The following is a 25,252-nucleotide window of genomic DNA, read 5'->3' as shown; positions in this document are numbered from 1 at the left end:
ATCGGAAAGCGCTTACGATAAAAGAGCCAGATGATAGCAATGATATACATACACCGCTGCAATATCCATCTGACATGTATTGATCAGGAAACAGGAGGGTATCCCTATGGAACAAGTATCCAATGCTTCACCAGAACAGCATCCGTCCTTGCGTACAGACAAGGTGCCGTTTCACCGCAGAATTAGTTATGCGCTTACAGACACTGGGGGTAATTTGCTGTACAGCATTATTGGCGGGTATCTGTTGTACTTTTATACCGATGTGTTCGGTCTATCGGTGGGTGTCGCAGGAGCGCTACTACTTATTACTCGGCTGGTTGATGCGATTGATGCGCCGTTATGGGGCATTATTGTCGATCATACCAAATCGAAATATGGGCAAAGTCGACCGTATTTTCTATGGCTTTGTTTTCCGTTTGCTGTATTTACCATTCTAACATTTACGACCCCGAATCTGGATGGGACATGGAAAATTGTATACGCCAGTGTGACCTATATTTTGGCAGGCATTGCGTATACAGGAATCTCCACGCCGATCACATCCATTCTGCCGAATTTGAGTAGAGATCCCAATGAACGGGTCGTATTGAATTCGTTTCGTATGGTTGGCGGCAATATCGGTAACTTCGCAGCGGTAACTTTCACGCTCCCGTTAGTGGCATTTCTCGGTGGCGGCAATGATCAGAAAGGATTTTTCTGGACGTTATGTTTGTTTGGTGTCGTCTCGATTGTGATGTTTCTGATCGCTTTTGGCAATCTGCGCGAGATCAATACCGAGAAGATCAAAACGATTCCGTTACGTTCTAGCTTAAAAGCACTTCGTGGCAATTGGCCGTGGATGCTGCTCGTTGCTGCCAATTTGCTATTCTGGATCGCACTAACAATTCGCACGTCGACGCTAGTTTATTATTTTGAATACAATATCGGTCAGAAAAATCTAGTGCCGCTGATCAATGGAATTTCGATTATTCAGGTGCTTGGTATGGTGTCGATTCCGTTTATCGTAAAATACACGAACAAGCAGCTGACAATGATTTTGGGCTTTGTGCTTGCAGCGGGTGGGCAATTGATTTTGTTTATCGCTCATGGGCATATCTCCACGTTAATTGTTGGATGGATGATTGCTTGTATCGGTTCGGGTATTGCCTGTTCCATGCCATTTGCAATGTTGTCGGATACGGTCGATTATGGCGAGTGGAAAACAGGGCTACGCGCAAGCGGGATTCTGACTGCAATTGGCAGTGCATTTTGTATCAAAGCAGGTTCAGGTCTAGGCGGCTTTATTCCGACGCAATTTATGTCGGCGTTTGGGTATGTGCCGAATGTGACACAAAGTGCGCAATCGCTGTCTGGCATTCAATTTGTTTTTATTTGGTTGCCTGCGATTGTGTTCGCGCTTGGTATTGTTCCAATGATCTTCTACCGACGCTTTGAGCGCAAGGAGAGCTTTATTCGTAAACAGCTGATCAAAAAGGAAGAGTCTGTACAGCAAACGTAACAGTATGTATATAAAAAGCAATTTGGAGAGGAGACATCCCATATGTCTTTACAACTGAAAAAGGTTACTATTACCGATCCCTTCTGGTCTCATTATCGTGAACTGGTTCGCACGGAAATGATCCCCTATCAATGGAGTGTGCTGAATGATGATGCCAATATTGTGATCGAAAAAGAGCGCAATGATCATACCATTCCATCGGAGAAAAGCCATGCCATCGAAAACTTCAAAATCGCTGCGGGGCTAAAGCAAGGAAAACATTACGGATGGGTATTTCAGGATAGCGATGTGTACAAATGGCTGGAAGCTGTTGCGTATTCTTTATCCTTTCACCCAGATGAGCATTTGCAGGAGCTGGCAGATGGTGTGATCGATCTGATCGCGCTGGCACAGGAGGAGGATGGGTATCTTCATACGTATTTCTCGATTGAGGAGCCAGAACGTCGATTCAAAAAGCTTGCTGAAAGTCATGAATTGTACTGTGCAGGGCATTTTATCGAAGCAGCGGTTGCATATTATGAATCGACTGGCAGTGAAAAGGCATTGTCCATCGCCTGCCGCCTTGCCGATTGTATTGATCATCATTTTGGTAAGGAAGAGGGCAAAATTCAAGGCTATGACGGACATGAAGAGATTGAATTGGCATTGACACGACTATATACCGTCACCAACGAGCCGCGTTATTTGGCATTGAGCCGTTATTTTCTATATGAACGTGGCACTGATCCAACCTTTTTCGCCAGACAGCAGGCGGCAGATTCTGGTGTTCGTCCCGTGATCGAAGGGATGCAGCATCGTCCACTTGCCTATTATCAGGCACATCAGCCTATTTTGGAGCAGGAAACAGCGGAGGGACATGCCGTGCGGCTTGTCTATCTATGTGCAGGGATGGCGGATGCTGCATATCTGGCAGGTGATGAACGGATGCTAGCAGCCTGCCGTCGATTGTGGAGTAATCTGGTGAGCAAGCGTATGTATATTACGGGCGGAATTGGCTCCACCGTCGATGGGGAAGCTTTTACGATGGATTATGATTTGCCGAACGATACGATGTATTGCGAGACATGCGCTTCGATCGGACTGATCTTTTTCGCCTTTCATATGCTAAAAAATGAAGTTAAGTCGCAGTATGCCGATGTATTGGAGCGCGCGCTCTATAATACGGCGATTGGCGGTATGGCGCTGGATGGCAAGCACTTTTATTATGTGAATCCGTTGGAGGTGCGTCCAGAGAACAGTATCCATGATCCCGGCAAAAGTCATGTCAAATTTACACGTCCTGCTTGGTTCGGATGTGCGTGCTGTCCACCCAATCTGGCACGATTGCTCACGTCGCTGCATAACTATGTGTATACCGTAAATGCGGAGCAACAGAGTATTCACACCCATCTGTATGTAACAGGTGTAGCGAATGTAGAGTTAAATGGTCAGCAGGTGCAGTTGGAGCAGCATAGTCAGCTCCCATGGGAAGGTGAGGTGCAGATGACTATTCGTACGGATCAGCCCATAGCCTTTACACTTAGCTTGCGCATTCCATACTGGTCGGATGGATACACTTTTCAGCTTAATGGTGAATCGGTAGAGGGAGAATTACAGGATGGATATATAGCACTGGATAGAGTGTGGCAGGATGGGGATCGACTGGAATTGCTATTACCGATGGATATTCGTCAGTATGCAGCGCATCCACTTGTACGTAGTGATCAGGACAAACTGGCGGTTGGACGTGGACCGCTGATCTATTGCGCAGAGCAAGAGGATAACGGTGAGCATCTGCATCTCATTCGTGTATCGCCAGAAGCGCAGTATACGTATCAGTTTAGAGCGGAGCTACTAGGCGGTGTTGGTACGATTGAGGTGCAGGCACAGCGACAACAAATTACACAGGAGTGGGAGGGCGAATTGTATCGTTCCTCTGTCCAAGCTACGTTTCAGCCGCATCGATTGACCCTCATTCCTTATTACAGCTGGGCGAACCGCACGTCTGGCGAGATGCAGGTATGGCTTCATAAAGCCTAAGTACAGGAATACAAAGGAGGAGTAACGATGCGAAACAAAGTAAATATTCATCCTGCCACATTTGCAGGACAGGTCATTACAGGCTATGTATCTGATAAGGCACATGCAGAAGCAATAGCGAAGGATCATCTGGCACTCTATTTGAATGCTTACTTTCTAGCAGAAACATTTAATGCGATGGAAGATCAGCTAGCAGAAAAGGCGGAGAAACAGGACTTTAAGGCATTGATGGCTAAGGTGCTGGAAACGAAACTATTTTAAAAGAATGAAACTCCATATTATTACATTTAAAGCAGTCGGTGCAGGATTCCTCATCGGCTGTTTGTTATGGTTGTTTTGGGAGTTGCTATACCTGCTGTATTTTTGACTACGTCTATATGTATAAAAGTAATGCTGTATCCTAATACATCCGCCTCATTATTCCGAAGATAGGAATATCTGTCTCATGGGTAATATAATTTCAGCAGGACAGGCATCCACTGGCAGAATGAAGCATGTATGAACGGCTACGCCTGCATCATCAAGGAGGAACAGCTATGGACGAAGACGTAAGGGAACGATTGACGCTTGTGTATGAACAGCATCTAAAAAACCTGACTACCCGTTTGAAGCAGCTGTATACGATTGATAATCCGCTACACGAAAACAATGTATCTGGTGATGAAGTGATCGATGTTCGGCACGAATATGAAGTATGCCGCAGGCTGGAGGAAGTCTACAGCGTGGTAGAGCGTACCGGTGTGCCGCAAGGTCAGACGTATGAAGATTATAGCTCGTATATGTTTCACGCTAGCAAGGCAAAAGATGTATTTAGTGCTAAGATTGAAGAACTGGAACGTCAGCATCACGCTGAGATCACGAATATTAACGCACTCATGCAGATGTTCCGAGTCGAGCTAGCACGATTGAAAAAAGGCGATGTGGGCGAACAGCAGGCTGCGGCGAGGCAAGGATAATGCAAATGAGCATAAAAAAGACTCCTGATGTGATCATCAGGAGCCTTTTTGTGATGCAGCTGATACCGGGCAGAATCAGTGCAAGTTACGGAATAATCCGACCACTTTACCAAGGATGGTAACGCGTGTCAGTCGCAACGGCTCGTACGTAGGGTTTTCCGGTTGAAGACGAATATGGTCTTTTTCCTTGTAAAAGGTTTTGACAGTTGCTTCGTCATCTTCGGTCATCGCAACGACGATATCGCCATTGTCCGCGGTTTGTTGCTGGCGAACGATAACATAGTCACCGTTATGAATACCGGCTTCGATCATACTGTCGCCAATAACGGAAAGCATGAAAATCTGGTTATCACCGGTAAACTGCTGTGGCAGTGGGAAATAATCTTCGATATGCTCTGTCGCAGTAATCGGTACACCGGCAGTTACTTTACCGATAATCGGTACGCGGGATACAGATTGCGCAAATAACAGATTATTCTCGGATTCTTCCTGACCGAGCAGTTCAATCGCACGTGGTTTAGTCGGGTCGCGACGGATCAAGCCTTTTTTCTCCAGACGATCGAGGTGACCGTGTACAGTGGAGCTAGAGGCAAGACCGACCGCTTCGCCGATCTCACGAACGGATGGCGGATAGCCTTTCAGTTTTACTTCATTCCGGATAAATTCCAGAATTGCCTGTTGGCGGCTTGAAATCTTGGACATACCGTATCAACCCCAATACTAGTAACGTTTGGGAAAAGTATAACACAGAACTACCGTTCGCACAAACATAAGTTCTAAAATTTAGCAAGAATATATTTTTGAGGGAACAGAAGCTTCTATATGTTGATGATTTTAGTACGATAGACTCTGTTCAATGAAGGGAACAGGTATTCGAAATACATAAAAATAAAAAGCGAACAAAGGTTCGAAAAAACTCTTGATCAAAACATATGTTCGTGCTATATTCTTTTCAGGAAAACAAGAACAAACGTTTGGAGCGTGAAGCACATGCTAAAATATACTACATATAAAAGTATCCACCAACAGGAACAAGAACCTCAAGTGACTGACTTGCATAGCAAAGAATCAGCTGACGGTTCTTCCCATACATCTTCTTCCGGCAAACCCAACATTTCTTCCTCTTCTATGAAGACAACTCGTTCAGGCAATGTGCGTCAATCTTCAGCAGTACGCAATCCGGTAACGTCTAAAGAGCCGGCTGTAACAGAATGGATGTACGTATCAGGTGAGAACAAAGGCAAATCATCCGGCACGCGCAAATCCAGCCGTACATTCCGTCAGAAAACGCTAGAGCTGATCCAGATGACTGCACGCAAATCGCTGGCAAGCAAAAAGAAACGCAAGCGCCCATCTCGCAAGTCCAAGTGGAACTCGACCGGACGTATGCTGATATGCTTGTTATTTGCTAGTGTATTACTGTATGGTGGCGTTCAGCACTTCGTCGTTGCCGACGAATCGCCATCTATGAAGCAGCATGTGATCGTATCGGATGGTGACAGTTTGTGGGCAATCGCTTCTCAGTACAAAGCCCCTGATGCAGATATTCGTGATTATATCGCTGAGATTCGTGATGAGAACAATCTGTCCACCAGCGAAATTCAAAGTGGCGATATACTGGTCATTCCGAATCATTAATTATATCGTGTGTTGTTCTCATATATATATTTTATCTATTCAATCTTGCCTCTTGTGGATTCGGTTTCTAGTAAATCTGAGCTGATACTCCTATCAAGCCGCAATGATGATTCTCCTTTTATATGAAAGTTTTTATATGCGGTATTCAACAGTCAACGAACCGGTTCTCCTCCGGTTTTACATATACACCTTATTGGTGGCTTGTCATGGTGTGAATAACCTTGACAAGCTTTTTTTTACATGTCAAAGTTAGAAAAGATAGTTTTGGGAGGGTAGTTATGGACATCGATGGAATCATTACACGCATTAACGAATTGGCACGCAAAAAGAAGGAATCTGGTCTGACCGCTGAAGAAACAGTGGAACGCGACGAGCTTCGTGCCGTTTACCTTGGTAATATCCGCCGCAATTTCCGTCAGCAGCTTGACACCATTGAATGGGTCGAGGACAGCGAAACGGAAGAAAAGGGCAAATGAATGACGGTTTGACCCGTCCAATCCGGTTATGATCATCGACGCAATAACCATACAGGGATGTCGCAGCTGATCCATGATCAAGCCCCGGCATCTTCTTTTATTTGCGGCGTTTGTCTGTATTGAGCGTGCAGAAGCCTAGAAGGATTCTGCATGTCTGAATAGAAGCATTATTTATTAATTTTATTTAGGGGGAAATGCGATGTCCCGTTCCTGGGAAAGGCAAGTCAAACGCAATACCAAGCAAGTGAACGATCGCCGTAAAAAAGCCGGTCAAGATCGCATCGGCAGCAATGGCACCAGCAGTACCGCATCCGAATTTACCACGTACAAAGGACGCAATTTTGTGTTCCCGGCAACGCTCGTTCTGCTCGGTATTGTATACGGTATCATGGGTATCATGTATCCAGCGACCAATAGCAGTACGATTTTGTTTGTGGTAACTGTGCTGTTGTATGTATTCTTGGGAGTTGTCTTGTATTTCCGCCGTCCTTATTTGAAGATCGGCAGAGATTCTTTGATCACAACCAAATTCAACCGCGACCGCATCATCACAGCTGATAAAGTGAAGAAGATTCGTCTGCAAAAAGGTTATGTAGTGATTGAGCACAACACCAAAGGTGGTGCTTGGGTATTCGCACGTACGCTGAATCGCTATGATACAGCAGCTATGGCAGAGCATCTGCGCACATTTGCTGCACAGCATCACATTACAATTGAAGACAAGGTGTAAACCGAATATAGCAACAATATGTTATATAATACATGAGTGAACTTACAGCAGCAGGTAGATCAGACATACAGCGGATAGGAATGAAGGGTATACCATCCTATCCCGTTTTCTAGATGACCTGTTTTGCTATATAAATACGCTTGAACATTGCCGGGAGGGTTTGGACTTGAGTATTGAAGCTGTTTTGTTTGATTTGGATGATACATTGTTGTGGGATGAACGCAGTATTGAAGAAGCATTTGAACAAACGTGTTTGTTTGCTGCGGAACAGGCAGGCGTAGAGCCGACAGAGCTGGAAGCTGCGGTACGCCGCGAAGCACGCACATTGTATGAATCGTATGAGACCTTTCCTTTTACACAGATGATCGGCATCAACCCGTTTGAAGGTCTATGGGCGCAGTTTAGCGCTGGCGATCAACCGGAATTCCGTGAACTGGAACGCCTTGCACCGATTTATCGCAACGAAGCATGGCTTAGAGGCTTGAGTGCAGTGGGCGTAGATAACGAAGAGTTGGCTCAATTGCTGGCAGACCGCTTTGTACAGGAGCGTCGCAATCGCCCGCATATGTATGAAGAGACGCTGCAAATTCTGAGTGAATTAAAGGGCAAGGTAAAGCTGCTGCTGTTGACCAACGGTTGCCCTGCATTGCAACAAGAGAAGCTGGATGGTGTGCCGGAGTTGGCACCATTTTTTGATCAGATTCTTGTATCTGGTGCATATGGCAAAGGCAAACCCGATCCGTCGATCTTCCGTCATGCGCTGGAGTTGCTGCACGTTCAGCCAGAGCAAGCACTTATGGTAGGCGATAAGCTGACAACCGATATTAAAGGTGGATTGGCTGCGGGTATTCATACCGTATGGGTAAATCGCAACGCCAAAACCAATGACAGTGATATTAAGCCGAATTATGAAATCAAGCATCTGAGCGAGCTTCATCAAATCGCTGAACAGCTAGCATAATCGAGCAATGAGATAGCAATACTTTATAAAATACAAAACCGCTCCTGAACGGCATTCTGCCATAGGAGCGGTTTTGTAATTCCAGCGATTCATTTTGTTACGTCTTCGTATACCTAGAGAATCCAAAAACGATACATGGATTATGCTTTTTGGAATGAAGCATCTTCGAATGGATGGGCAACCCAACCGTCCGTTTCTACAAACAGGCGCACAGCGACGATTTTGCGATTTTCCACCAGTGTAAAGAAGTGCGGTGTATTTTCCGGTACAGAGATCACATCGCCCGGTTCCAGCTCGACATCAAAGTAACCGTGTTCTGGGCTTTTAATAATGAAGATACCGTTACCCGATACAATCGCACGAATTTCATCTTCCGTATGTGTATGGATTTCCTCAAATTTGGCAAGTTTCGCTTCTAGGTCCGGTGTTGCTTCAGACAGGGTAATCACGTCCCATGTGCGATAGCCGCGGCGTGCAGCGAGATCTTTGATTTCCGATTCAAAGGTATGCAGGACATCTTGCTTCTGCTCATCAGTCAGGGAGAAATTCTCGCTCAGCTCAGGAGCCAGCTTGGACACATCCCACTTTTCATATACAACTTCATGCTGATTCAAAAACGCCAGTACGTTGTCATCACCAGAAATTCTTTCATTCGTATTTCTAATTCTGATTTCAGCCATCGGATTACCCTTCTTTCCTTGGTTTTTAAAGTATTATAAAAGATATGTTGAACCTTGTCGATAGTTTCATTAAAAACTCATTATGAATATAAGTAGGGAAATGTAAGCATGAGTATGACGATTGAAGTCGAAGTAGGATGAATGTTGAAATATGCAGGTTTAATCTGAAAAGTGCAAGTTTATGCATGTATTATGTTTGATGATATAGTAGCTTCTTGTTCGGTTCAACCCTCATTTATAGGGGCGGGCAAGAAAATATAGCGTGGGAGAAGAAAAGGTCAGCAGCAAAGGGGATATTACAGAGACAGGCAGGTATGCCCAAATGGTATAATCAGCAAGCCTATTACATAACGGTCCATTTTTATAACGGTTCATTTTCGATGTAAATAGCAACATATTCACGCTGCTTATCGTAATAGAGGTTAGGGTAAATGAAGCATAGGATTATGACAAAGTTTGTATTCCTTGATTTGGGTGTTAGGAATAGGAAATGTTGTATGAATCACAGAAGTACAGGTCAAGAAGATGACTGAGTTGGAGCATGGTACATATCAGCCATACAGGTAGGAAGTACAGGCTTATTCGCCGGACGGCTTTTTACTGCACGCATAACATGATATGATAAAGGATATTATCATTTTGCATAAACAAGCATGATTTATAGTAGGGTTCTGCACCGCACTGTTTTCTTGCATCTATTCTAATCTTCTGCACTACAGCACAGATTGTTAAGGATCACTTTTCGCTTGTGATGCTTGAGACGATCACTTCTTCGTTTGGGATGGTAGGGTGAATAGATCATTGTTTTGATTGGATAAGTTTATGATGCGATGTGCAGAGACAGAGCCGACTATGAATAGGCTGTTCTATAGAGAGAAGGTTTGACGTATGGAACTTTATTTTTTGGGCACCAATGCTGGTGTGCCGACACTTCAGCGCAATGTGACCTCGATTGGATTGCGACTGTATGAGGAGCGTAAGGCGCTCTGGATGTTTGACTGTGGCGAGGGTACACAGCATCAGGTGCTGCGTTCTCATTTGAAGCTGAGTAAGCTAGAAAAGATCTTCATTACCCATCTGCATGGTGATCATTTGTTCGGTCTGCCGGGATTGTTATCAAGCCGTGGCAATCAGGGCGGGGTGACACCGCTAGATGTATACGGTCCGCCGGGACTAAAACAGTTCGTCGATACAGCGATGGGATTAAGTCAATCCCGTGTCGAGTATGAGCTAAATGTATATGAGCACGAGGGCGGCGTTGTATTTGAAGATGAGACGTTCCGCGTAGAGGCGGCATTGCTGGAGCATCGGATCGACAGCTATGGCTATCGTATCATTGAAAAAGATCGTCCGGGGCAATTGAATTTTGAATTGCTGAAGCAACACGGCATTCAACCGGGACCGATTTATGGCAAGCTAAAAAATGGCGGTAGCATTACACTGGACAATGGCGAAACGCTTCATTCGCATCAGGTAGTGGGTGAGCCGAAAAAAGGCAAGATTATCACGATTCTTGGCGATACTCGTCCATGCGATAATGTATTGGTACTGGCAAAAGATGCGAATCTGCTCGTACACGAAGCGACCTTTTCGCAGGATCTACAAGAGACAGCGCGCAAGTATTATCACAGTACTGCGATTGAGGCAGCCGAAGCAGCGCGTGAAGCAGGCGCGCAGGAACTGATTTTGACTCATTTTAGCTCGCGCTATAAGGATGAAGATCAGCTTCAGGAGCTGCTGCTGGAAGCCAAAACGGTATTTGAGCATACAGAATTGGCAGTCGAGCATGTACTATTTCCGGTAAACGCATAACAAAATACAAAACAGGTTGCGGTCAGGTGAGCAAATCGTTTGCCTTATGCCGCAACTTTTTTTACAATGGGGATTGTGAGTAACAGAGAGGATGGCTATAGGATGGCGCATACGAAAGGAATGCTGATTGATCTAGATGGAACGCTGTATCATGGCAACCGTGTCATTCCTGGTGCGGCATCGTGGATCAAGCAGCTGGAGCAAGCCAAGACGCCGTATCTGTATGTGACGAATAATTCTTCGCGTACAGCTGCCGGTGTAGCTGCACATCTTACCGAACTGGGTATTGAAGCAACGCCAGAGCAGGTGTGCACGTCAGCGCTTGCTGCTGCTGCTTACATCGCGGATGAACAGCCCGGCGCACGTGTCTACGTGATCGGTGAACCAGGATTGATTGAGGCGGTACAGGAAGCAGGATTAATCGTTACAGACAAGCAGCCGGATTATGTGCTGCAAGGGATTGACCGTCAGTTTGATTATGATAAGCTGACGATGGCGCTTCGATTAATTGGGCAGGGGGCACGCTTTGTACTGACCAATCCTGATCTGCAATTGCCGTCTCATGACGGATTGCTGCCAGGAGCAGGAACACTGGGCGCAGCTATTTCAGCCGCCGCCGCAGTGGAGCCGATTATTATCGGTAAGCCTTCTTCCATTTTGATGCAGTACGCGTTGGATCGTATCGGTTTGCCTGCATCTGATACGATTGTTGTTGGCGATAATATGCTGACCGATATTGCAGCGGGAGCTGCCGCTGGATGCCATACCATTCTCGTTACGACTGGTGTGACAACGGCGGATAATCTATCTGCCCACGAAGCACGTAGCGGCGTGAAGGCAGATCGCATCTGTGCGTCGCTGGCGGAGATTCATCCGACCGCAGAATAAACGTATACTGAGCATGAATATAGATGACATCGCAGTTTCATTATCAGAGAGAGAGGGACAATATTATGCCTGAATTGCCTGAACTGGAAAATTACAAGATTCAATTGACTCGTTACATTTTGAATACATCTATCGAGAAAATGGTACTTGGACTTGCCCGTGTATCAAATGTGGAAGCAGATCCGACCAATATGCTGCTGAGCGGCAACCGGGTTGCTTTTATCGAACGTCGCGGCAAATATCTGAATCTGCACCTGCACAGCGGACACCGCATCGTTATCAGCATCGTACTGGGCAGCTCGCTCTATTATGGTGTACGCGAGCAAAATGCGAACCGCAAGTCCGATGTGGAGTTGCAGTTTGAGGACGGTACTTCGCTGTATTACACCGCTGGTCGTCAGGGCATTTTCCACTTTTGCTCAGCAAAAGAAGCACAAGCTTATTTTGCTGATCTTGGTCCCGAAGCTACTGACCGCAAGCTGACACGTGAGCAATTTGCAAGTTTGATCAAAAGTCGTCGCGGTGCATTGAAAACGGCACTGCTCAATCAATCCGTTATCGCAGGAATCGGCAGCTACTATGCGGACGAGATCGCTTTTACAGCCGGTTTGCTGCCAACTGCTAAAGTGCAGGAACTGGATGAAGAAGCGCTTGGCAAGCTGTATGATGCAATGCATATCGTGCTACAGGAAGCAATTGAAGCAGGTGGTCATATGGAAGGGCAGCCAATGACTGCGAATGATGCGTTAACTGGCGGCTTCCATGCGCTGCGTCGCGTATATGAGCGTGAGGGTGAGCCTTCTGTACGTTCGTCCAACGACACCGTTGTCAAAACCGAAGTTGCTGGCAAAAAGACGTATTATTGTCCGGCATCGCAATTTGCCAATTAATGATGGAACGGGAGGGACAGCTGATGATTCATCTGTATTTGGATGACTGCCGCCCGTGTCCAACAGGCTTTGCGTTAGCAAGAGATGGCGGCGAATGTCTGACGATGCTGCGCGAGTGCGAGGTAGATATTTTATCGCTGGATCATGAGCTGGGCTGGGGTCAGATGGATGGCACCGATGTGGTCAAGACGATGATCCAAGAGGGATTATATGCACGCGAGATTTATCTGCATACATCAAGCATGTCCGGTAAGAAAAGCATGTACGAATTGCTGTATCAAGCCAAGCCAGAGCATGTGATTTTGCATAATGGTCCGATTCCGGCAGAACGATTGGAGCAGATTGCTGCCGGTCGGGTCTGAGGGCAAGAATAGAACGCATTATTACGTGACTGTATTGTCAAAGGGTAAGTATAAAACGTCGACAGGAGGTGATGTCGTGATTCAGGAAATAAATGAACAGCAAGCGCTGGAACTGGCATCACAATCCGGCGAAATGGCGATTATTTATGCGTATACGCCGTTCTGTGGTACGTGCAAGCTAGGCAGAAAGATGCTGGACGCATCGCTTCCACTATTGCCCGGACAACAGGTATATGCGCTCAACATCAATTTTGCACCCCGCCTTGTGCAGGAGCTGCAATTGACTAGCGTTCCATGTCTGATCGTATTTGAGGCATGGCGCGAACGGAAGCCGCGTATGTTGTACCGGCTACAATCGGTACAGCGTATTCTTGAGCATGTGCGTGGTACAACCGTATAATCTATTGGAGGCTATAGAATATTTCATGAATGATCAGGATAAACAACATCCGTCCGAGCAACAGGCGGAATCGCGCTGGATCGGTACAGCTAATCACGGCTTTGCTGCGTATGCGCAGGAAGAATTAAAACGTGCATTTGGTTCGGTCAAAAGTTCGGTACTGGTGCATAGCGAGGTATTGTTACTTACGCTGCCTGCTGATGAGCAGGAGGTATTGGAACAATTGCAGCGCCAACCGCTAATGTTTTTGCGACATATTCAGCCGGTGCGTTATGATATCGTGCTAGAACAGCTGGAAGATACCGTTGATCCGCTGGATACACTGGCAGAACTGCTGCTCAAGCGCGAGGAACTGTATGGCATCCCACTGTCGCTTCAGGTTCGCAAAACAGGCGATGCACAAACAGATGGTGGCAATGCGTCGGAGCTGCGTCATCGTTTGGAGGAAAAGCTGGAATCGCTTCATGCGGAATTTACCGTGCAGCAACCGACGCTGGTTGTCTCGGTATTCTGGACGGCGGAACGCCTATACGCAGGCATTTCCCGACCAGAGGACAATCTGTCCGATTGGAACGGAGGAGCTATTCGTTTTCAACGTGAGGAAGGTCAGATTTCGCGTGCCAAATTCAAGCTACTGGAAGCAGAAGCAGTGTTCGGTATCGACTTTACCGCGTTCCGACGCGGGTTGGATGTCGGCGCAGCACCGGGCGGCTGGACATCCTTTTTGTTGGAACGTGGTATGCACGTTACGGCGGTTGATCCTGCCAAAATGCACCCATCGCTCCAAAACCATCCACAGCTGAAAAGCGTTCGTCGCAATGCGGCAGATGTCAAATTCAGCCCCGGCGAATTTGATCTGCTGGTATGCGATATGAGCTGGAGTCCGAAGCTGACGGCGCGTCTTGTTATTGATCTGCTGGATGCGGTATCACCTGGTGGTACTGTGATTGTGACTGTTAAGCTAATGCACAAAAAGCCACTAGCTGTGATCCGCGAGGTGATTCAATCCTTTGAGGATGCGCGACTTCAGGTGCAGCGTGCGAAGCAATTGTTTCACAACCGTGATGAAATTACGTTGTATATGGTAAAATATTAATATGTAGTTGCTGTATATCTTGTAAGAAGGATGTGCGTGATGCAAAATACCATTTATCGTTATTGGCCTGATATGGAACGCTTTGTCGAATCAATACGGAATATTCCCGAGGCGGAGCTGGATTATAAGCCTGCACCAGAAGCGTGGAGTATTCGCGAGATTGTTGTTCATCTGTTTGATGTAGAAATTACTCTACAAAACCGTTTGAAATTGATTCTGTGTGAGGCAGAGCCGCCAACATTGGTGGCGTTTGATCAGGATCGTTGGGCGCAGCGTCTCAATTACGCTAGTTTGGATCTGGAGCATCATTTGCAGGCATTGCTCGCAATGCGCAGAGCGTTTGTACCAGTGCTAGAAACGATTACTGAAGAAGATCAGCATCGGATTGGTATTCATACCGAGGATGGTGAGATTACGGCACGTATGGTTATTGATAAGCTATGTGTCACGCATTTAGAGACGCATGTCAAACAAGTACAGCGCAACTGCGATGCTTTTGCGGCAGCGAAGTAATGAGGATCACCATAGCTATCTTTACTTTGATCATGACATCATTTATAATTCAGGTACATTAAATATGCAGCGGACAGGGAAAGCATCCCGTTTGAGTGAATGCCATAATGGCGTTTATTCGGCGGGATGCTTTTCTTTTTTTATACCCGCTTGAGGAGATCATCACTGTTCGCTGCCATAACTATAGACGAACTGTAAGGAGCTATACTATAGCTTTTTATAGGAGGGGAGATGTAGGTAGAAATGGTTTTTCCGACACGACTGCAACAAGGAATGATTGTGGAGCAGCGGTATCGTATTGAACAACGGATTGGTAGCGGTGGGATGAGTCATGTATATTTGGCACACGATTTGAAGCTGCCCGGCAAGCAGTGGGCGATCAAGGAGACGATATCGCTACCGTCCAAGTATCGCGAAGCGGCAGCTGAAGCACGGATGCTGACCACGCTGGTGCATCCTTTTTTACCGCGCATTGTAGATTATATTCAAAGTGATCCAGATGGCTATACTTATCTGGTGATGGATTATATTGATGGCGATACATTAGAGCATCGGTTCCACATGGAGCCGGATACGGTAAATGGCGATTTTATTACGCGCTGCGGTGATCAACTGCTGAATGTACTAGAATATTTGCATCAGCATAATCCCCCTATCGTATTTCGCGATATGAAGCCATCCAATGTAATGATTACGACTCAGGGTGAGATTCGTTTGATTGATTTTGGCATTGCTCGTACATTTAAGCCAGAAGAAAATCAGGATACAGTAAAGTTAGGCACGGTTGGTTTTGCTGCACCCGAGCAGTATGGTAGTGGACAGACCGATCACCGCTCTGATCTGTATGGTTTGGGAGCATTGCTGTTGTACTTGTCTACTGGGGGCAAATACAGTGAGTGGCATAGTGAGGTAGAAGCTGCAATTCGACATGATATAAAACCAGCTGTTGTACAAATATTGCGTCGCCTATTGCAATATAGTCCTGCCAACCGTTTTCAGTCGGCGCAAGAAGCAAGAACTGCGCTGCATCTTGCTATTGGGCATGTGAATGCTCGTCATAACGATGAATCTTCTTCCACCATACTGCAATGGAACAAGACGACACAGGTCATTGCACTGATCGGAGCGACATCAGGAACAGGAACGACTCATACAGCGGTCAGTATTGCTCATTATCTTGCCCGGATTGGGCATAAAGTCGCATTGGTCGAAATGAACAGCTATCCTGGCGCATTTGCCCGCATTCAGCAGGTGGCATTGCAGGGAATGGCTGAACAAGATAGGCTAGGCGAATCGCGACGGTTTGAGCTAGAAGGGGTAGATTACTGGCGTGAAGCGGCGCGAGCGGAAGTGGTGTCGCTGCTTAGTGGTAGCTATCATTTTCTTGTGCTAGATCTGGGCGGATATCGGCGCAATGATCGGTTAGAGGAGTTTTTACGTGCCGACTTGCCGCTTGTAGTCGGTTCTGGAGCGGAATGGAGGTATCAGGACATACTGAATATGGTTCAGGATTTGCGGCGGTATACACAGGAGAAGTGGCAATATTGTCTGCCACTCGCACAGGATGAAGCCGTACAACGATTGCAGAGAGAACTAGGAACTGATCATGTATATAGCTTGCCATGTCAGTCTGATCCGTTTGATCGGCAGCAAGACACCGATGAATTATTAGCTGCTCTTTTGCGCAATTACTTACCGTCTGTTCCGCGTAAAAAGCGTTTCCGATTCAGTCTTTCCCTGTTTTAAATTCGGTTTTGCCAAATTAGAATGTATAAAGTCGCAGATGCTTATAGAGCAGATAGGGTACATATGATTACTCCAGACTCGTTCTTTTATCACTTTGAAGCAATAGTAATATATTATAAGCTGTACTAAACGGCTATCTGCGACCTCAACCACACCTGTTCACTCTCTATTCGTAGCAAAGGTTAATGGATACGGGCCATCCGCAAACATTGTACAGCCACCGTTTCAGGGCTGCGATTATGAATCGCCATGTTACAAGGAACATTTGCACCGGCATATTGTTGTCGGTTGCGCCCTGATGTGCTGTCAGTCTGCTGCCTGTATACACACGAACGCACAAACAGGATCATAAACCGACTGCTTATGATCCCACGGATAGCCAGGGAGATAAGGGGGAGTGAATATGACGACGGTTATGTTTTGGAGTCCAGACAATGGACAAGGCAAAACGTCTGCGCATACAGTTATTACAGCTATTACAGCTGCATTGCAATACAGAGCACGTCTGCTTCTCTGCCATAACGATGAACGTGGACAAGGTGTGGAATATGGATTAAGTGCCGATTTGAGCCAGACAGCAGCAGACATCTGGAAGAACGGACCGGGCATTGATCGTCTACATTATTTACAGCAATCGGGCATTTTAAATGCAAGCAATGTAACGGATAATATGGTTCCACTTGTACGTGATCGTCTTCATTTGTTAGCAGGAACCAAGTACGGACATCATGATGCCAATCGCAATCCGGTATTTTGGAAAAATCTATTTCAGGCGGCAAGTCAGCATTATGATCTGGTGCTGATGGATGCTGGTTGTGGTGCAGATAAGCTTCCCTTGCTGCAACTGGCGGATCTAGTTGTAGTGAATTTGGGACAGAATCGGGAATCTCTGCATAACTTCTTTGCCAATCCGTTGTACGCGGACTGGGAATGGCGCTCATCGTGGATGCCAGTCATTGGTGCCTATCAGCCGAAAGGCAAGCTGACGGAGACCGAAATCAGCCGTCGCTTTGGATTGCAGCGTCAGTTGTATACACTAAATCATTGCCAGCCGCTACAGGATGCTTGGAATGTGCAGCGTTTGTTATCCTTTATGCGTAATCGTTTGGTTCTGGATTGGCCGGAGCAACAGCTAGGTCAATTTTTCAGACAATCCTTTTTGCTGACCTCTGGTATGTTGGAACAATTGGAACAGCAGGAAAATGCAGCTTTGCCGCAGCAAGCAGTACTGGCAGGCGAGCGTTCCACGATTCATCGAATTCGTCATCTAGCATTGAAGATGCCCTCTCTTGTATATTCTCCCGTCTGATGGAATGATAGCCGATATTGTGTGATCCGCACGCCAAGTGTACGCCGATAAAGCATAAGTACAGAATATAAAATGCACCGATGGTGCATTTACATAAATAAGCAACTATATGACATGAACTAAGCCGCAAGCCGATTGATAAAGGTAGATGTTATATTTATATTTGCTTTATTGAAATAGGTTTGCTAAGATGAAAATGTTTGAAACGACAATTGCATATCCATATGCACTAGGGGAGCCTATAGAGGCTGAGATGACAGCGAACTGCTGACGAACCCTTTGGACCTGATCTGGATCATACCAGCGTAGGGAAGTGGAAGAGCATACACGATATGAGAAAAATAAATAAGTATTCCGTGCTTTATATAGCATCAAGTATGGTAGGAATAGAGTGCATTATCATCTATTATATGGTGCGTTGTTATCATGTATTAGATCATGGATGTACCAGATCATGAGTGTATCAAATGATGATCACGATGATTCCATTCAATCATACAAATGATGTGTAGAGAAGCTGCTACATGGAATGACTTTTTCTATTTCACCTCATTCATCTGGTATTGCTCTGGGCAGCAGACAGATCACTGAATGTGTAGGTGTATCTCTATGTAGACCCTGTTTATTATATAATGATAAAATAAACAGCCACTTTCCAATAGGAAAGTGGCTTTTTTGCGTAACATTTGTCTTACTCAGCGCCTACGATCCATTACTCATACAAACGAATGATACAAAGAAGGTGACACAATGCAGCTGCATGTAGTTACACCCGGAACATTATCGCAGCAAGATATCATCCATATCAGCTCGCTTATTCATCCTCATGTTACAGCTATCCATATTCGTGAAAAAAGCTGGACACAGCAGCACATTCGGCAGACCGTGCAGCAGATGTTGCTACGAGGAATACCTGCGTCTAAGATCATGGTGAACAATCATCCAGAGTTGGTTGTGGAATTGGGTATCAAAGGTGTACATATGCCAGAGTTTGCACCCATGCCGACCTATAATAATTCCAGTGATCGTAGTGATCGCGTCCTGAGCGTTGGTGCGTTATCAGCGGGTCCTAATGAACCATCGTCAATGATCATCGGTCGTTCTGTCCACAGTGCTCAACGTGCAGTAGAAGCTGAGCAGGAAGGCTGTCATTACGCCATATTCGGTCATATTTACGCTACTAACTCCAAATTGGGGATGGAGCCGCGCGGTATAGAGGAACTGGCACAGGTCTGCTCAGCATTGCATATTCCGGTTATTGCCATTGGCGGCATTCAGCCACAGCATATTGCCGAGCTACGTAGCGCCGGAGTGGCTGGTATAGCAGTGATGTCCTCTATATTTACTGCTCACTCTCCGTTGGAGAGCGTTCAGCAATATGTAGCTGCTATTCAACATATAGGGACTGTACAAGCCGAACTTATACAGCCACCTGTTTCATTCGATACCCATACCAGCGGAGGGAGTGACATCCATGCGAAATAAAGGGAAGTACGATGTGATCGTTGTTGGTGCAGGTGCCATTGGTGCAGCCATTGCACTGGAATGCCAAAGTCGTGGAGCAAGCGTCGCCATAGTAGAAAAGCAACATCCAGCAGCAGGAGCTTCTGGTGCGGCGGGAGGAATGCTGGCAGCATCATCTGAGCATTTTGCCCATCCTGATTTACAGCGGCTTGCATTAAGCAGTCGTTCACTCTATCCAGCATTGGCACAGCGGTTGCATGATTGCACCGGAATCGATATTGGGCTTCGCAGTGAAGGATTTCTTTTACCAATTGAACATGCAGCCACTACTTCATCCAATTCTGAGCATATAAGTAGCGCCTATTCAGAGAGTGATGTATACAGTGAAACCAGTCAGCAGCAAGAATTGGAATGGTGGGATTCTCAACGTTTGGCTGTAGTCGAGCCGTATATACGGGCAGATCGAGGCATGATGTATAACCGTCATGAGATGCAGCTTATTCCGCGACTACTGACAGAAGCGCTGGTCGGAGCCGCCATTTCTACAGGAGTAGCAATGTATCGGGATCATGATGTGATTCGGTTGCTGCGTGAACCGGGACACCAAGGTATGGTGCGTGGTGTAGTGACCGATGACGCTGTATTATATGGCGAGCATGTAGTATTGGCTTCTGGTCTAGGTACAGCGCGACTATTAACGGCGGAACACTGGCGTTTACCTTTTATCCCAGTTAAAGGGGAACTGATTGAACTGCGTACACCTACACCTTGGCTGCACCATACGGTTTATGGTGAGCAGGTGTACTTGATTCCAAAGCATGGTCATCGCATTTGGGTTGGAGCTACCAGCAAACCGGGGCAGCGAGATACAACCTTTACAGCGGGAGCAGTGATGGAGTTGTTGATGAAAGGTCAGCGTTATATCCCACGACTTGCCGAGGGTGAATTATTACGCTGCTGGGCGGGTGTACGACCCGGAACACCGGACGAATTGCCATATCTCGGTGCTGTTCCGCAGATGCCCAGATTATGGATCGCCTCTGGACATTATCGCAATGGAATTCTGCTCGCTGCTGGAACAGCGAAATGGATGGCAGATGGTATAGCTGGACGTGGCAATGCTGCCATTCCAAGCTGCTTCCATCCCGAGCGTGCCTTGCATTCTTTAAAAGACATGAACACTCCATCTGTTCCTATTGCTACATCATGAACAAATATAGGGCAAACTAAAAATCGCCAACGAAAGGAAGACATGGCTATGGAGTTGATTATTAATGGGAATACACGAACATTTACCGAATCGCCAGGCACCGTACAGCAATTGCTAACCATTCTACAATTGCAGGAGAAGATGGTCATTGTCGAGCATAATGAACAGATTTTGCAAAAGCAGGATCATGGGCAGGCTCAGTTAGAAGCAGGCGATAAGCTGGAGATTGTACATTTTGTAGGAGGTGGCTAATATGTTGAATATTGGACAGCATCAATTCTCATCCCGCCTATTGCTAGGCACTGGTAAATTTAGCAATCTGGATATACAGACGCAGGCAGTAGAAGCTTCAGGCACAGAAGTATTAACCTTTGCCGTCCGACGTTTGAATTTGGAACGACCAGATGAACCGAATATTTTGGAACGGTTAGATTTGAAAAGGTACAAGCTACTGCCCAATACTGCGGGTGCTCACACAGCGGAAGAAGCGGTGCGTATCGCCCGTCTCGCCAGAGCATCTGGATTGTGTGATATGATAAAGGTTGAAGTCATCGGCAATGACGCATTGATTTTACCAGACCCGTTGGAAACGTTTAAAGCCTGCGAAATCTTGCTGGCGGATGGGTTTACGGTACTGCCATACATTTCTGATGATTATATGCTGGCAAAAAGGCTGCAACAGCTCGGTGTACATGCTGTCATGCCAGGAGCATCACCGATTGGCTCTGGACGCGGGATTCTCAATCCGTCTTCGTTGGAATGGATTATTGGCGATGCGACTGTGCCTGTGATCGTGGATGCGGGTATTCGTTCCCCTGGCGATGCAGCGCGTGCGATGGAGCTGGGTGCTGATGCCGTACTGCTCAATACAGCGGTATCTGGTGCAACTGATCCGGTACGTATGGCAAATGCCATGCGATTGGCTGTGGAAGCTGGTCGATTGGGCAGAGAAGCAGGCATGATTCCGGTACGGCAGTACGCAGTGGCAAGCAGCCCTGCAGAAGGGATGATTACGACTTGAGTCGAGACGATAAACGAAATATGCAGCAGTCTGCTGCTTCATTGGATCAACAGGATGAGCGTCAACAAGCTGAATCCGATCTACCACAGCATATAGCGAAGGACAATCCGCAAGCTGCATCGGATCTATCGGAGCGCATAGTGGAAGACAAGCAGGAAGTTGCTCACGATCTACTGGAGCATACAGTAGAGGACGAGCAGCAAAAGGCTGCCGCAGCCCTCTATCAGGCAGAATCCGATGAACAAAGACAACAGGAACAAGAACAGGATATCGAGCCGCCAGTATCCTCACCTGTGGCTGATACACATCAACGTTACTCACGGCAGGAGTTGTTTACACCACTTGGACGGGAAGGTCAGCAGCAATTGCTGCAATCAACCGTGCTCATTATTGGTGCTGGCGCACTGGGTTCCAGCTCTGCCGAGACATTGGTACGTGCGGGTGTAGGACGCGTGATCATTGCTGACCGCGATTATGTGGAGTGGAGCAATTTGCAGCGTCAGCAGCTATTTACCGAGCAGGATGCTGCACATCGTGTCCCTAAAGCGATTGCGGCTCGTGATCGTCTTCGACAGATCAACTCCACGGTACAGATTGAAGCACATATCGCTGATGTGACAGCGGATGAGATCGAGGAATGGGTGGACGGCGTTGATCTGATTATGGATGCGACCGACAATTTTGAGACTCGTCTGCTGATCAATGACATTTCGCAAAAGCACCGTATTCCGTGGATTTATGGCGGTTGTGTGGGAAGTTACGGAATTACCTTTACCATTGTTCCTGGTGTAACGCCGTGTCTACAATGCTTGATGGAATCGGCACCGCTTGGCGGGGATACTTGTGATACGTCGGGTATTATTCCACCAGCTGTGCAAATGGTTGTTGCCCATCAAACCACCGAAGCGTTAAAGCTGCTCAGTGGGCATAGCGAGCAGTTGCGGGGAACACTATTGTCATTTGATTTGTGGCGCAATGAGCAGGTTTCGATCAAAATGAATAGTGCTCGTCGTACCGGCTGTCCATCATGTGGAGAGCATCCGACCTATCCGCATTTAAGTCATGAAGGACAGAGTAAAAGTGAAGTGTTATGCGGACGCGATACGGTACAGATTCGTCCCGCACAGCGACAACAGCTTGATCTCCCACAGACGGCTCGTCGCTTGAGAGGGCAGTCAGAGCATGACGTGACCGTAAATCCATTTCTGTTGTCGATGACACTGCATGAGGGGAGACGAATGGTCGTCTTTCAGGATGGTAGGGTGATGGTGCATGGTACAAAAGATATTGCCGAAGCACGAACGATATATCACCGTTATTTTGGTTAAATACGAATGATATTTGTCGCTGAGCAGGTAGATATGGAGCGAATCGGCTACATTTTCCATCAACAGCAGCTAAAATTTTAATGATAATTTGAGCAGGTTATTCGGCTATTTTGAAAAACAGTGGAATAATAGCGAAAAAAGAGATGTAAGTCACAATGACTTACATCTCTTTTTCATAGAAGAATAGTTGCGATTTATTGTACTTACGTATAACAATAGCGAAGCGTTACCTTCGTTTAATCTCGGCTTTGAATGATCATCAACAGACCACCTTCGATGGTCACCTTACCTTGCTCGGCTGCCAGATGATTGCTGATCCCCAGCGATTGTCCCATGCGTAGCGTAGCATTTTCCAACGGATACTGAAATCCTTCTAGATAAATACCCGTTACCTCAGAAGTAATCGGTAGCAGCGATACATACGGGTATTCCAGCTTGTGCACGATGGAGGAGGTGGACGTCAACGATATGTAGTTGTTCATATCCTGAATCACGCAATGCACCTGATGCTGCAAAGCCCGTACCAATAACTGTATGTTAGCCATCGTATGGTCAAAACGTGTACCAAGTGCGCCAAAGATCACCATATTTGAAATATGACGCTGCATGGCGGCTTCGAACGCGGCTTCGGTATCCGACCAGTTTTTGTCGATGGGATCGAATACGATCACCTCGTCGGAATGTTCACGAATTTGCTCCAGCTGAATATGCGGATCTTGCAAAGAATCAAAATCACCAATCGCTAGATGCGGTCGAATCCCGTGTTCTACAAGAAATAAGGCTCCCCGATCAGCTCCGATCACAAAATCATCTTCACGGATTTCCTTCAAAAAATCAGGGTGTAACAGACCGCCTGAGAAAATAAGAGCGCGTGTTGCAGCCATGAAATCTCCCTCTTTCTATACATAATGATGTGCCGACGATAGAACAGCGGCAGTTTACGGCAATCCCGTTCCTATATATGTAACTCTAAATTGAAAATTACAGTTGCGCAACTTTTACATGCACCGATACAATAGAGTTTGGGGAGATTGCCTGTTTACTGCGTCTATTGTCTAGCAAGGTAAACAGATAGAATCATTTCACGATTTGAAATGTAAGCGTAAACATTGAGAAATGCCGTTTGAATTCCCAATTTTAAATGTAATAAGTTAAGAGTTGTCCATGACAGTCCCAATGAGTGCAAGAGACAGTTCCTATAATTGTAAGAAGGTAGCGTGATCTGCTGCTCCATGCACCTCAAGCTGGAGATCTATAGTGACTGACTATTTTTTAAGCAGACGTATCAAGCTCAGTTGCCTAGTGTGTAGCGAAAAGCCGCAGCGACAGAAACGCTGCGGCTGGATGATGGTGCGCAGAAAGGGCATCGCCATGTCTATGGATGTATATCTCTACCTGACACGAAAACCAGTCATGGTTAGATGTATTCATGCAAAAGGGAGTATGGAATGTGCCACTCTGTTACACTTCCTTGAGGAAATATTTGAGCGCATCCGGTAATTCTTTTTGCCAGAAGCCCCACAAATGCTTGCCATCTTTTTCGGCGTAGCGTACGGTGGCACCGCGCTCTAGCAGCAAATCACGTGTATCACGATTGAGCTGTACAAAGTCGTATATACCTGTATCACTTTCAAAATCCGTTTCCTGCAAACCGACGATCATGTATACGTCGAGAGCGGATAGGTTGCTTTCAGCAGCAATCAACTGTTGGCTTTGCTCGTAATAAGCACCAGACAGGCTGATAATGCGTTGGAACAGCTGTGGATAGCGAAGGGCAAGATGCATGGATACACTGCCGCCAAGCGAGTCGCCAGCGAGAATGCGCTCATCAGCCGATGCGCGCACTGGATACTTTCCTTCAATATAAGGAATGATCTCCTCGGCAAAGCAAGTGGTGTAGGCATCAAAGCGGCTACCGAATGGTGCATATTCTTGAGTACGGATTTTCGTGTTTACTTCAACGCCTACTACAATAAATGGTTCGATATTATCATCAAGAATCAACTGATTGGCGTAAGTGGCAATCCGTCCGAAGTTGAAGAACTCCTCGCCATCTTGGCAATACACGACCGGATAACTGAGCAGTTCATTATAGCCGGGTGGCAGGTAAATGCGCAGGGTACGCGATTCGCCTAGATGGCGACTTTGAATTTCTTCTTTTAGAATCGTACGTTTGAGGTAACGGGAATCTGTCATGGTGATCACCTTTTTCATCGTAATTGTTGTATTCGTATTTTGCATTGCAGTACAGAATG

Annotated in this window: 26 protein-coding genes and 1 riboswitch; of the genes, 22 read left to right on the top strand and 4 right to left on the bottom strand. The window is 46.4% G+C overall.

What is annotated here, in order from left to right; translation table 11 throughout:
* Positions 1–106: 106 nt before the first annotated feature.
* The 4 genes from ABXR35_RS09230 to ABXR35_RS09215 all read left to right on the top strand — a co-directional run bounded on the left by ABXR35_RS09230 (position 107) and on the right by ABXR35_RS09215 (position 4,473).
* A complete protein-coding gene (locus ABXR35_RS09230) occupies positions 107–1,498 on the top strand; it encodes a glycoside-pentoside-hexuronide (GPH):cation symporter (RefSeq protein WP_367058568.1) in 1,392 nt (463 codons plus the stop codon).
* Between the two features lie 42 nt (positions 1,499–1,540).
* Entirely contained in the window at positions 1,541–3,517 is a 1,977-nt protein-coding gene (locus tag ABXR35_RS09225; protein WP_367058565.1) for a glycoside hydrolase family 127 protein, read from the top strand.
* A 27-nt stretch (positions 3,518–3,544) separates the two neighbouring features.
* Complete coding sequence (locus ABXR35_RS09220) at positions 3,545–3,778, top strand: hypothetical protein (RefSeq protein ID WP_367058562.1); 234 nt, start codon at positions 3,545–3,547, stop codon at positions 3,776–3,778.
* Positions 3,779–4,053: 275 nt separating this feature from the next.
* A complete protein-coding gene (locus ABXR35_RS09215; protein ID WP_367058559.1) occupies positions 4,054–4,473 on the top strand; it encodes a hypothetical protein in 420 nt (139 codons plus the stop codon).
* A 75-nt stretch (positions 4,474–4,548) separates the two neighbouring features.
* Here ABXR35_RS09215 and lexA read toward each other — a convergent pair whose 3' ends face one another.
* Positions 4,549–5,175, bottom strand: a complete 627-nt coding sequence (gene lexA, locus ABXR35_RS09210; RefSeq protein ID WP_367058556.1) for a transcriptional repressor LexA — start codon at positions 5,173–5,175, stop codon at positions 4,549–4,551.
* Positions 5,176–5,463: 288 nt separating this feature from the next.
* On the opposite strand from lexA, the gene ABXR35_RS09205 reads away from it, so the two are divergent.
* The 4 genes from ABXR35_RS09205 (at position 5,464) to ABXR35_RS09190 (ending at position 8,278) form a co-directional block, all read left to right on the top strand.
* Positions 5,464–6,111: a LysM peptidoglycan-binding domain-containing protein gene (locus ABXR35_RS09205; protein ID WP_367058553.1), complete on the top strand. Its 648-nt coding sequence runs from the start codon at positions 5,464–5,466 to the stop codon at positions 6,109–6,111.
* A 278-nt stretch (positions 6,112–6,389) separates the two neighbouring features.
* Positions 6,390–6,587 carry a DUF896 domain-containing protein gene (locus ABXR35_RS09200; protein ID WP_367058550.1) on the top strand — a complete coding sequence of 66 codons (198 nt, stop codon included), beginning with the start codon at positions 6,390–6,392 and terminating at the stop codon, positions 6,585–6,587.
* A gap of 199 nt (positions 6,588–6,786) precedes the next feature.
* A complete protein-coding gene (locus ABXR35_RS09195; RefSeq protein WP_367058548.1) occupies positions 6,787–7,317 on the top strand; it encodes a methyltransferase in 531 nt (176 codons plus the stop codon).
* Positions 7,318–7,483: 166 nt separating this feature from the next.
* A complete protein-coding gene (locus ABXR35_RS09190; protein ID WP_367058546.1) occupies positions 7,484–8,278 on the top strand; it encodes an HAD family hydrolase in 795 nt (264 codons plus the stop codon).
* A 140-nt stretch (positions 8,279–8,418) separates the two neighbouring features.
* On the opposite strand, the gene ABXR35_RS09185 is transcribed toward ABXR35_RS09190, so the two are convergent.
* Complete coding sequence (locus ABXR35_RS09185; RefSeq protein ID WP_367058543.1) at positions 8,419–8,958, bottom strand: cupin domain-containing protein; 540 nt, start codon at positions 8,956–8,958, stop codon at positions 8,419–8,421.
* Between the two features lie 888 nt (positions 8,959–9,846).
* Here ABXR35_RS09185 and rnz point away from each other — a divergent pair.
* The 14 genes from rnz (at position 9,847) to ABXR35_RS09115 (ending at position 22,997) form a co-directional block, all read left to right on the top strand.
* Complete coding sequence (gene rnz / locus ABXR35_RS09180; RefSeq protein WP_367058540.1) at positions 9,847–10,770, top strand: ribonuclease Z; 924 nt, start codon at positions 9,847–9,849, stop codon at positions 10,768–10,770.
* A gap of 102 nt (positions 10,771–10,872) precedes the next feature.
* Positions 10,873–11,658, top strand: coding sequence for a TIGR01457 family HAD-type hydrolase (locus ABXR35_RS09175; protein ID WP_367058537.1), 786 nt, complete (start codon positions 10,873–10,875; stop codon positions 11,656–11,658).
* A gap of 65 nt (positions 11,659–11,723) precedes the next feature.
* The gene (locus ABXR35_RS09170) at positions 11,724–12,548 is read left to right on the top strand and encodes an Fpg/Nei family DNA glycosylase (RefSeq protein WP_367058534.1); all 825 of its coding nucleotides are present in this window, start codon (positions 11,724–11,726) and stop codon (positions 12,546–12,548) included.
* Positions 12,549–12,571: 23 nt separating this feature from the next.
* Positions 12,572–12,910, top strand: a complete 339-nt coding sequence (locus tag ABXR35_RS09165; protein ID WP_367058531.1) for a cyclic-phosphate processing receiver domain-containing protein — start codon at positions 12,572–12,574, stop codon at positions 12,908–12,910.
* Positions 12,911–12,986: 76 nt separating this feature from the next.
* Positions 12,987–13,310: a YbbN family protein gene (locus tag ABXR35_RS09160; RefSeq protein WP_367058528.1), complete on the top strand. Its 324-nt coding sequence runs from the start codon at positions 12,987–12,989 to the stop codon at positions 13,308–13,310.
* A 25-nt stretch (positions 13,311–13,335) separates the two neighbouring features.
* Positions 13,336–14,406, top strand: a complete 1,071-nt coding sequence (locus ABXR35_RS09155) for a 23S rRNA (cytidine(2498)-2'-O)-methyltransferase RlmM (protein ID WP_367058525.1) — start codon at positions 13,336–13,338, stop codon at positions 14,404–14,406.
* A 39-nt stretch (positions 14,407–14,445) separates the two neighbouring features.
* Positions 14,446–14,919 (top strand): DinB family protein, encoded by a 474-nt coding sequence (locus ABXR35_RS09150; protein ID WP_367058522.1) that lies wholly within the window; start codon positions 14,446–14,448, stop codon positions 14,917–14,919.
* Between the two features lie 243 nt (positions 14,920–15,162).
* Complete coding sequence (locus ABXR35_RS09145; RefSeq protein WP_367058519.1) at positions 15,163–16,665, top strand: serine/threonine protein kinase; 1,503 nt, start codon at positions 15,163–15,165, stop codon at positions 16,663–16,665.
* A 403-nt stretch (positions 16,666–17,068) separates the two neighbouring features.
* A complete protein-coding gene (locus ABXR35_RS09140) occupies positions 17,069–17,974 on the top strand; it encodes a hypothetical protein (RefSeq protein ID WP_367058516.1) in 906 nt (301 codons plus the stop codon).
* A gap of 221 nt (positions 17,975–18,195) precedes the next feature.
* Positions 18,196–18,303: riboswitch (TPP riboswitch) on the top strand.
* Positions 18,304–18,724: 421 nt separating this feature from the next.
* Entirely contained in the window at positions 18,725–19,459 is a 735-nt protein-coding gene (locus ABXR35_RS09135) for a thiamine phosphate synthase (protein WP_367058513.1), read from the top strand.
* On the top strand, positions 19,449–20,648 hold the full coding sequence (thiO, locus tag ABXR35_RS09130; protein ID WP_367058510.1) for a glycine oxidase ThiO: 1,200 nt from the start codon (positions 19,449–19,451) through the stop codon (positions 20,646–20,648). Before ABXR35_RS09135 ends, thiO begins: the two co-directional genes overlap by 11 nt.
* A 48-nt stretch (positions 20,649–20,696) precedes the next feature.
* The gene (gene thiS / locus ABXR35_RS09125; RefSeq protein WP_367058507.1) at positions 20,697–20,900 is read left to right on the top strand and encodes a sulfur carrier protein ThiS; all 204 of its coding nucleotides are present in this window, start codon (positions 20,697–20,699) and stop codon (positions 20,898–20,900) included.
* A 1-nt stretch (position 20,901) separates the two neighbouring features.
* A complete protein-coding gene (locus ABXR35_RS09120; protein WP_367058504.1) occupies positions 20,902–21,669 on the top strand; it encodes a thiazole synthase in 768 nt (255 codons plus the stop codon).
* Positions 21,666–22,997: a MoeB/ThiF family adenylyltransferase gene (locus ABXR35_RS09115; RefSeq protein ID WP_367058501.1), complete on the top strand. Its 1,332-nt coding sequence runs from the start codon at positions 21,666–21,668 to the stop codon at positions 22,995–22,997. Before ABXR35_RS09120 ends, ABXR35_RS09115 begins: the two co-directional genes overlap by 4 nt.
* A gap of 236 nt (positions 22,998–23,233) precedes the next feature.
* Here the strand turns inward: ABXR35_RS09115 and ABXR35_RS09110 are convergent, their stop codons facing one another.
* The gene (locus ABXR35_RS09110; protein WP_367058498.1) at positions 23,234–23,881 is read right to left on the bottom strand and encodes a thiamine diphosphokinase; all 648 of its coding nucleotides are present in this window, start codon (positions 23,879–23,881) and stop codon (positions 23,234–23,236) included.
* A gap of 577 nt (positions 23,882–24,458) precedes the next feature.
* Complete coding sequence (locus ABXR35_RS09105) at positions 24,459–25,193, bottom strand: alpha/beta hydrolase (RefSeq protein WP_367058495.1); 735 nt, start codon at positions 25,191–25,193, stop codon at positions 24,459–24,461.
* Positions 25,194–25,252: the final 59 nt, after the last annotated feature.

The sequence above is a fragment of the Paenibacillus sp. JQZ6Y-1 genome, from assembly GCF_040719145.1.
Classification (GTDB): Bacteria; Bacillota; Bacilli; order Paenibacillales; family Paenibacillaceae; genus Saccharibacillus; species Saccharibacillus kandeliae.
The sequence above is the reverse complement of the archived record's forward strand: the minus strand, read 5'-3'. Positions and strand labels throughout refer to the sequence as shown.

What these genes read in the sequence shown, in the direction of transcription:
- ABXR35_RS09230 (WP_367058568.1), top strand. Translation starts at nt 107, where the DNA reads ATGGAACAAGTATCCAATGCTTCACCAGAACAGCATCCGTCCTTGCGT.
- ABXR35_RS09225 (WP_367058565.1), top strand. Translation starts at nt 1,541, where the DNA reads ATGTCTTTACAACTGAAAAAGGTTACTATTACCGATCCCTTCTGGTCT.
- ABXR35_RS09220 (WP_367058562.1), top strand. Translation starts at nt 3,545, where the DNA reads ATGCGAAACAAAGTAAATATTCATCCTGCCACATTTGCAGGACAGGTC.
- ABXR35_RS09215 (WP_367058559.1), top strand. Translation starts at nt 4,054, where the DNA reads ATGGACGAAGACGTAAGGGAACGATTGACGCTTGTGTATGAACAGCAT.
- lexA (WP_367058556.1), bottom strand. Translation starts at nt 5,175, where the DNA reads ATGTCCAAGATTTCAAGCCGCCAACAGGCAATTCTGGAATTTATCCGG.
- ABXR35_RS09205 (WP_367058553.1), top strand. Translation starts at nt 5,464, where the DNA reads ATGCTAAAATATACTACATATAAAAGTATCCACCAACAGGAACAAGAA.
- ABXR35_RS09200 (WP_367058550.1), top strand. Translation starts at nt 6,390, where the DNA reads ATGGACATCGATGGAATCATTACACGCATTAACGAATTGGCACGCAAA.
- ABXR35_RS09195 (WP_367058548.1), top strand. Translation starts at nt 6,787, where the DNA reads ATGTCCCGTTCCTGGGAAAGGCAAGTCAAACGCAATACCAAGCAAGTG.
- ABXR35_RS09185 (WP_367058543.1), bottom strand. Translation starts at nt 8,958, where the DNA reads ATGGCTGAAATCAGAATTAGAAATACGAATGAAAGAATTTCTGGTGAT.
- rnz (WP_367058540.1), top strand. Translation starts at nt 9,847, where the DNA reads ATGGAACTTTATTTTTTGGGCACCAATGCTGGTGTGCCGACACTTCAG.
- ABXR35_RS09175 (WP_367058537.1), top strand. Translation starts at nt 10,873, where the DNA reads ATGGCGCATACGAAAGGAATGCTGATTGATCTAGATGGAACGCTGTAT.
- ABXR35_RS09170 (WP_367058534.1), top strand. Translation starts at nt 11,724, where the DNA reads ATGCCTGAATTGCCTGAACTGGAAAATTACAAGATTCAATTGACTCGT.
- ABXR35_RS09165 (WP_367058531.1), top strand. Translation starts at nt 12,572, where the DNA reads ATGATTCATCTGTATTTGGATGACTGCCGCCCGTGTCCAACAGGCTTT.
- ABXR35_RS09155 (WP_367058525.1), top strand. Translation starts at nt 13,336, where the DNA reads ATGAATGATCAGGATAAACAACATCCGTCCGAGCAACAGGCGGAATCG.
- ABXR35_RS09150 (WP_367058522.1), top strand. Translation starts at nt 14,446, where the DNA reads ATGCAAAATACCATTTATCGTTATTGGCCTGATATGGAACGCTTTGTC.
- ABXR35_RS09145 (WP_367058519.1), top strand. Translation starts at nt 15,163, where the DNA reads ATGGTTTTTCCGACACGACTGCAACAAGGAATGATTGTGGAGCAGCGG.
- ABXR35_RS09140 (WP_367058516.1), top strand. Translation starts at nt 17,069, where the DNA reads ATGACGACGGTTATGTTTTGGAGTCCAGACAATGGACAAGGCAAAACG.
- ABXR35_RS09135 (WP_367058513.1), top strand. Translation starts at nt 18,725, where the DNA reads ATGCAGCTGCATGTAGTTACACCCGGAACATTATCGCAGCAAGATATC.
- thiO (WP_367058510.1), top strand. Translation starts at nt 19,449, where the DNA reads ATGCGAAATAAAGGGAAGTACGATGTGATCGTTGTTGGTGCAGGTGCC.
- thiS (WP_367058507.1), top strand. Translation starts at nt 20,697, where the DNA reads ATGGAGTTGATTATTAATGGGAATACACGAACATTTACCGAATCGCCA.
- ABXR35_RS09120 (WP_367058504.1), top strand. Translation starts at nt 20,902, where the DNA reads ATGTTGAATATTGGACAGCATCAATTCTCATCCCGCCTATTGCTAGGC.
- ABXR35_RS09110 (WP_367058498.1), bottom strand. Translation starts at nt 23,881, where the DNA reads ATGGCTGCAACACGCGCTCTTATTTTCTCAGGCGGTCTGTTACACCCT.
- ABXR35_RS09105 (WP_367058495.1), bottom strand. Translation starts at nt 25,193, where the DNA reads ATGACAGATTCCCGTTACCTCAAACGTACGATTCTAAAAGAAGAAATT.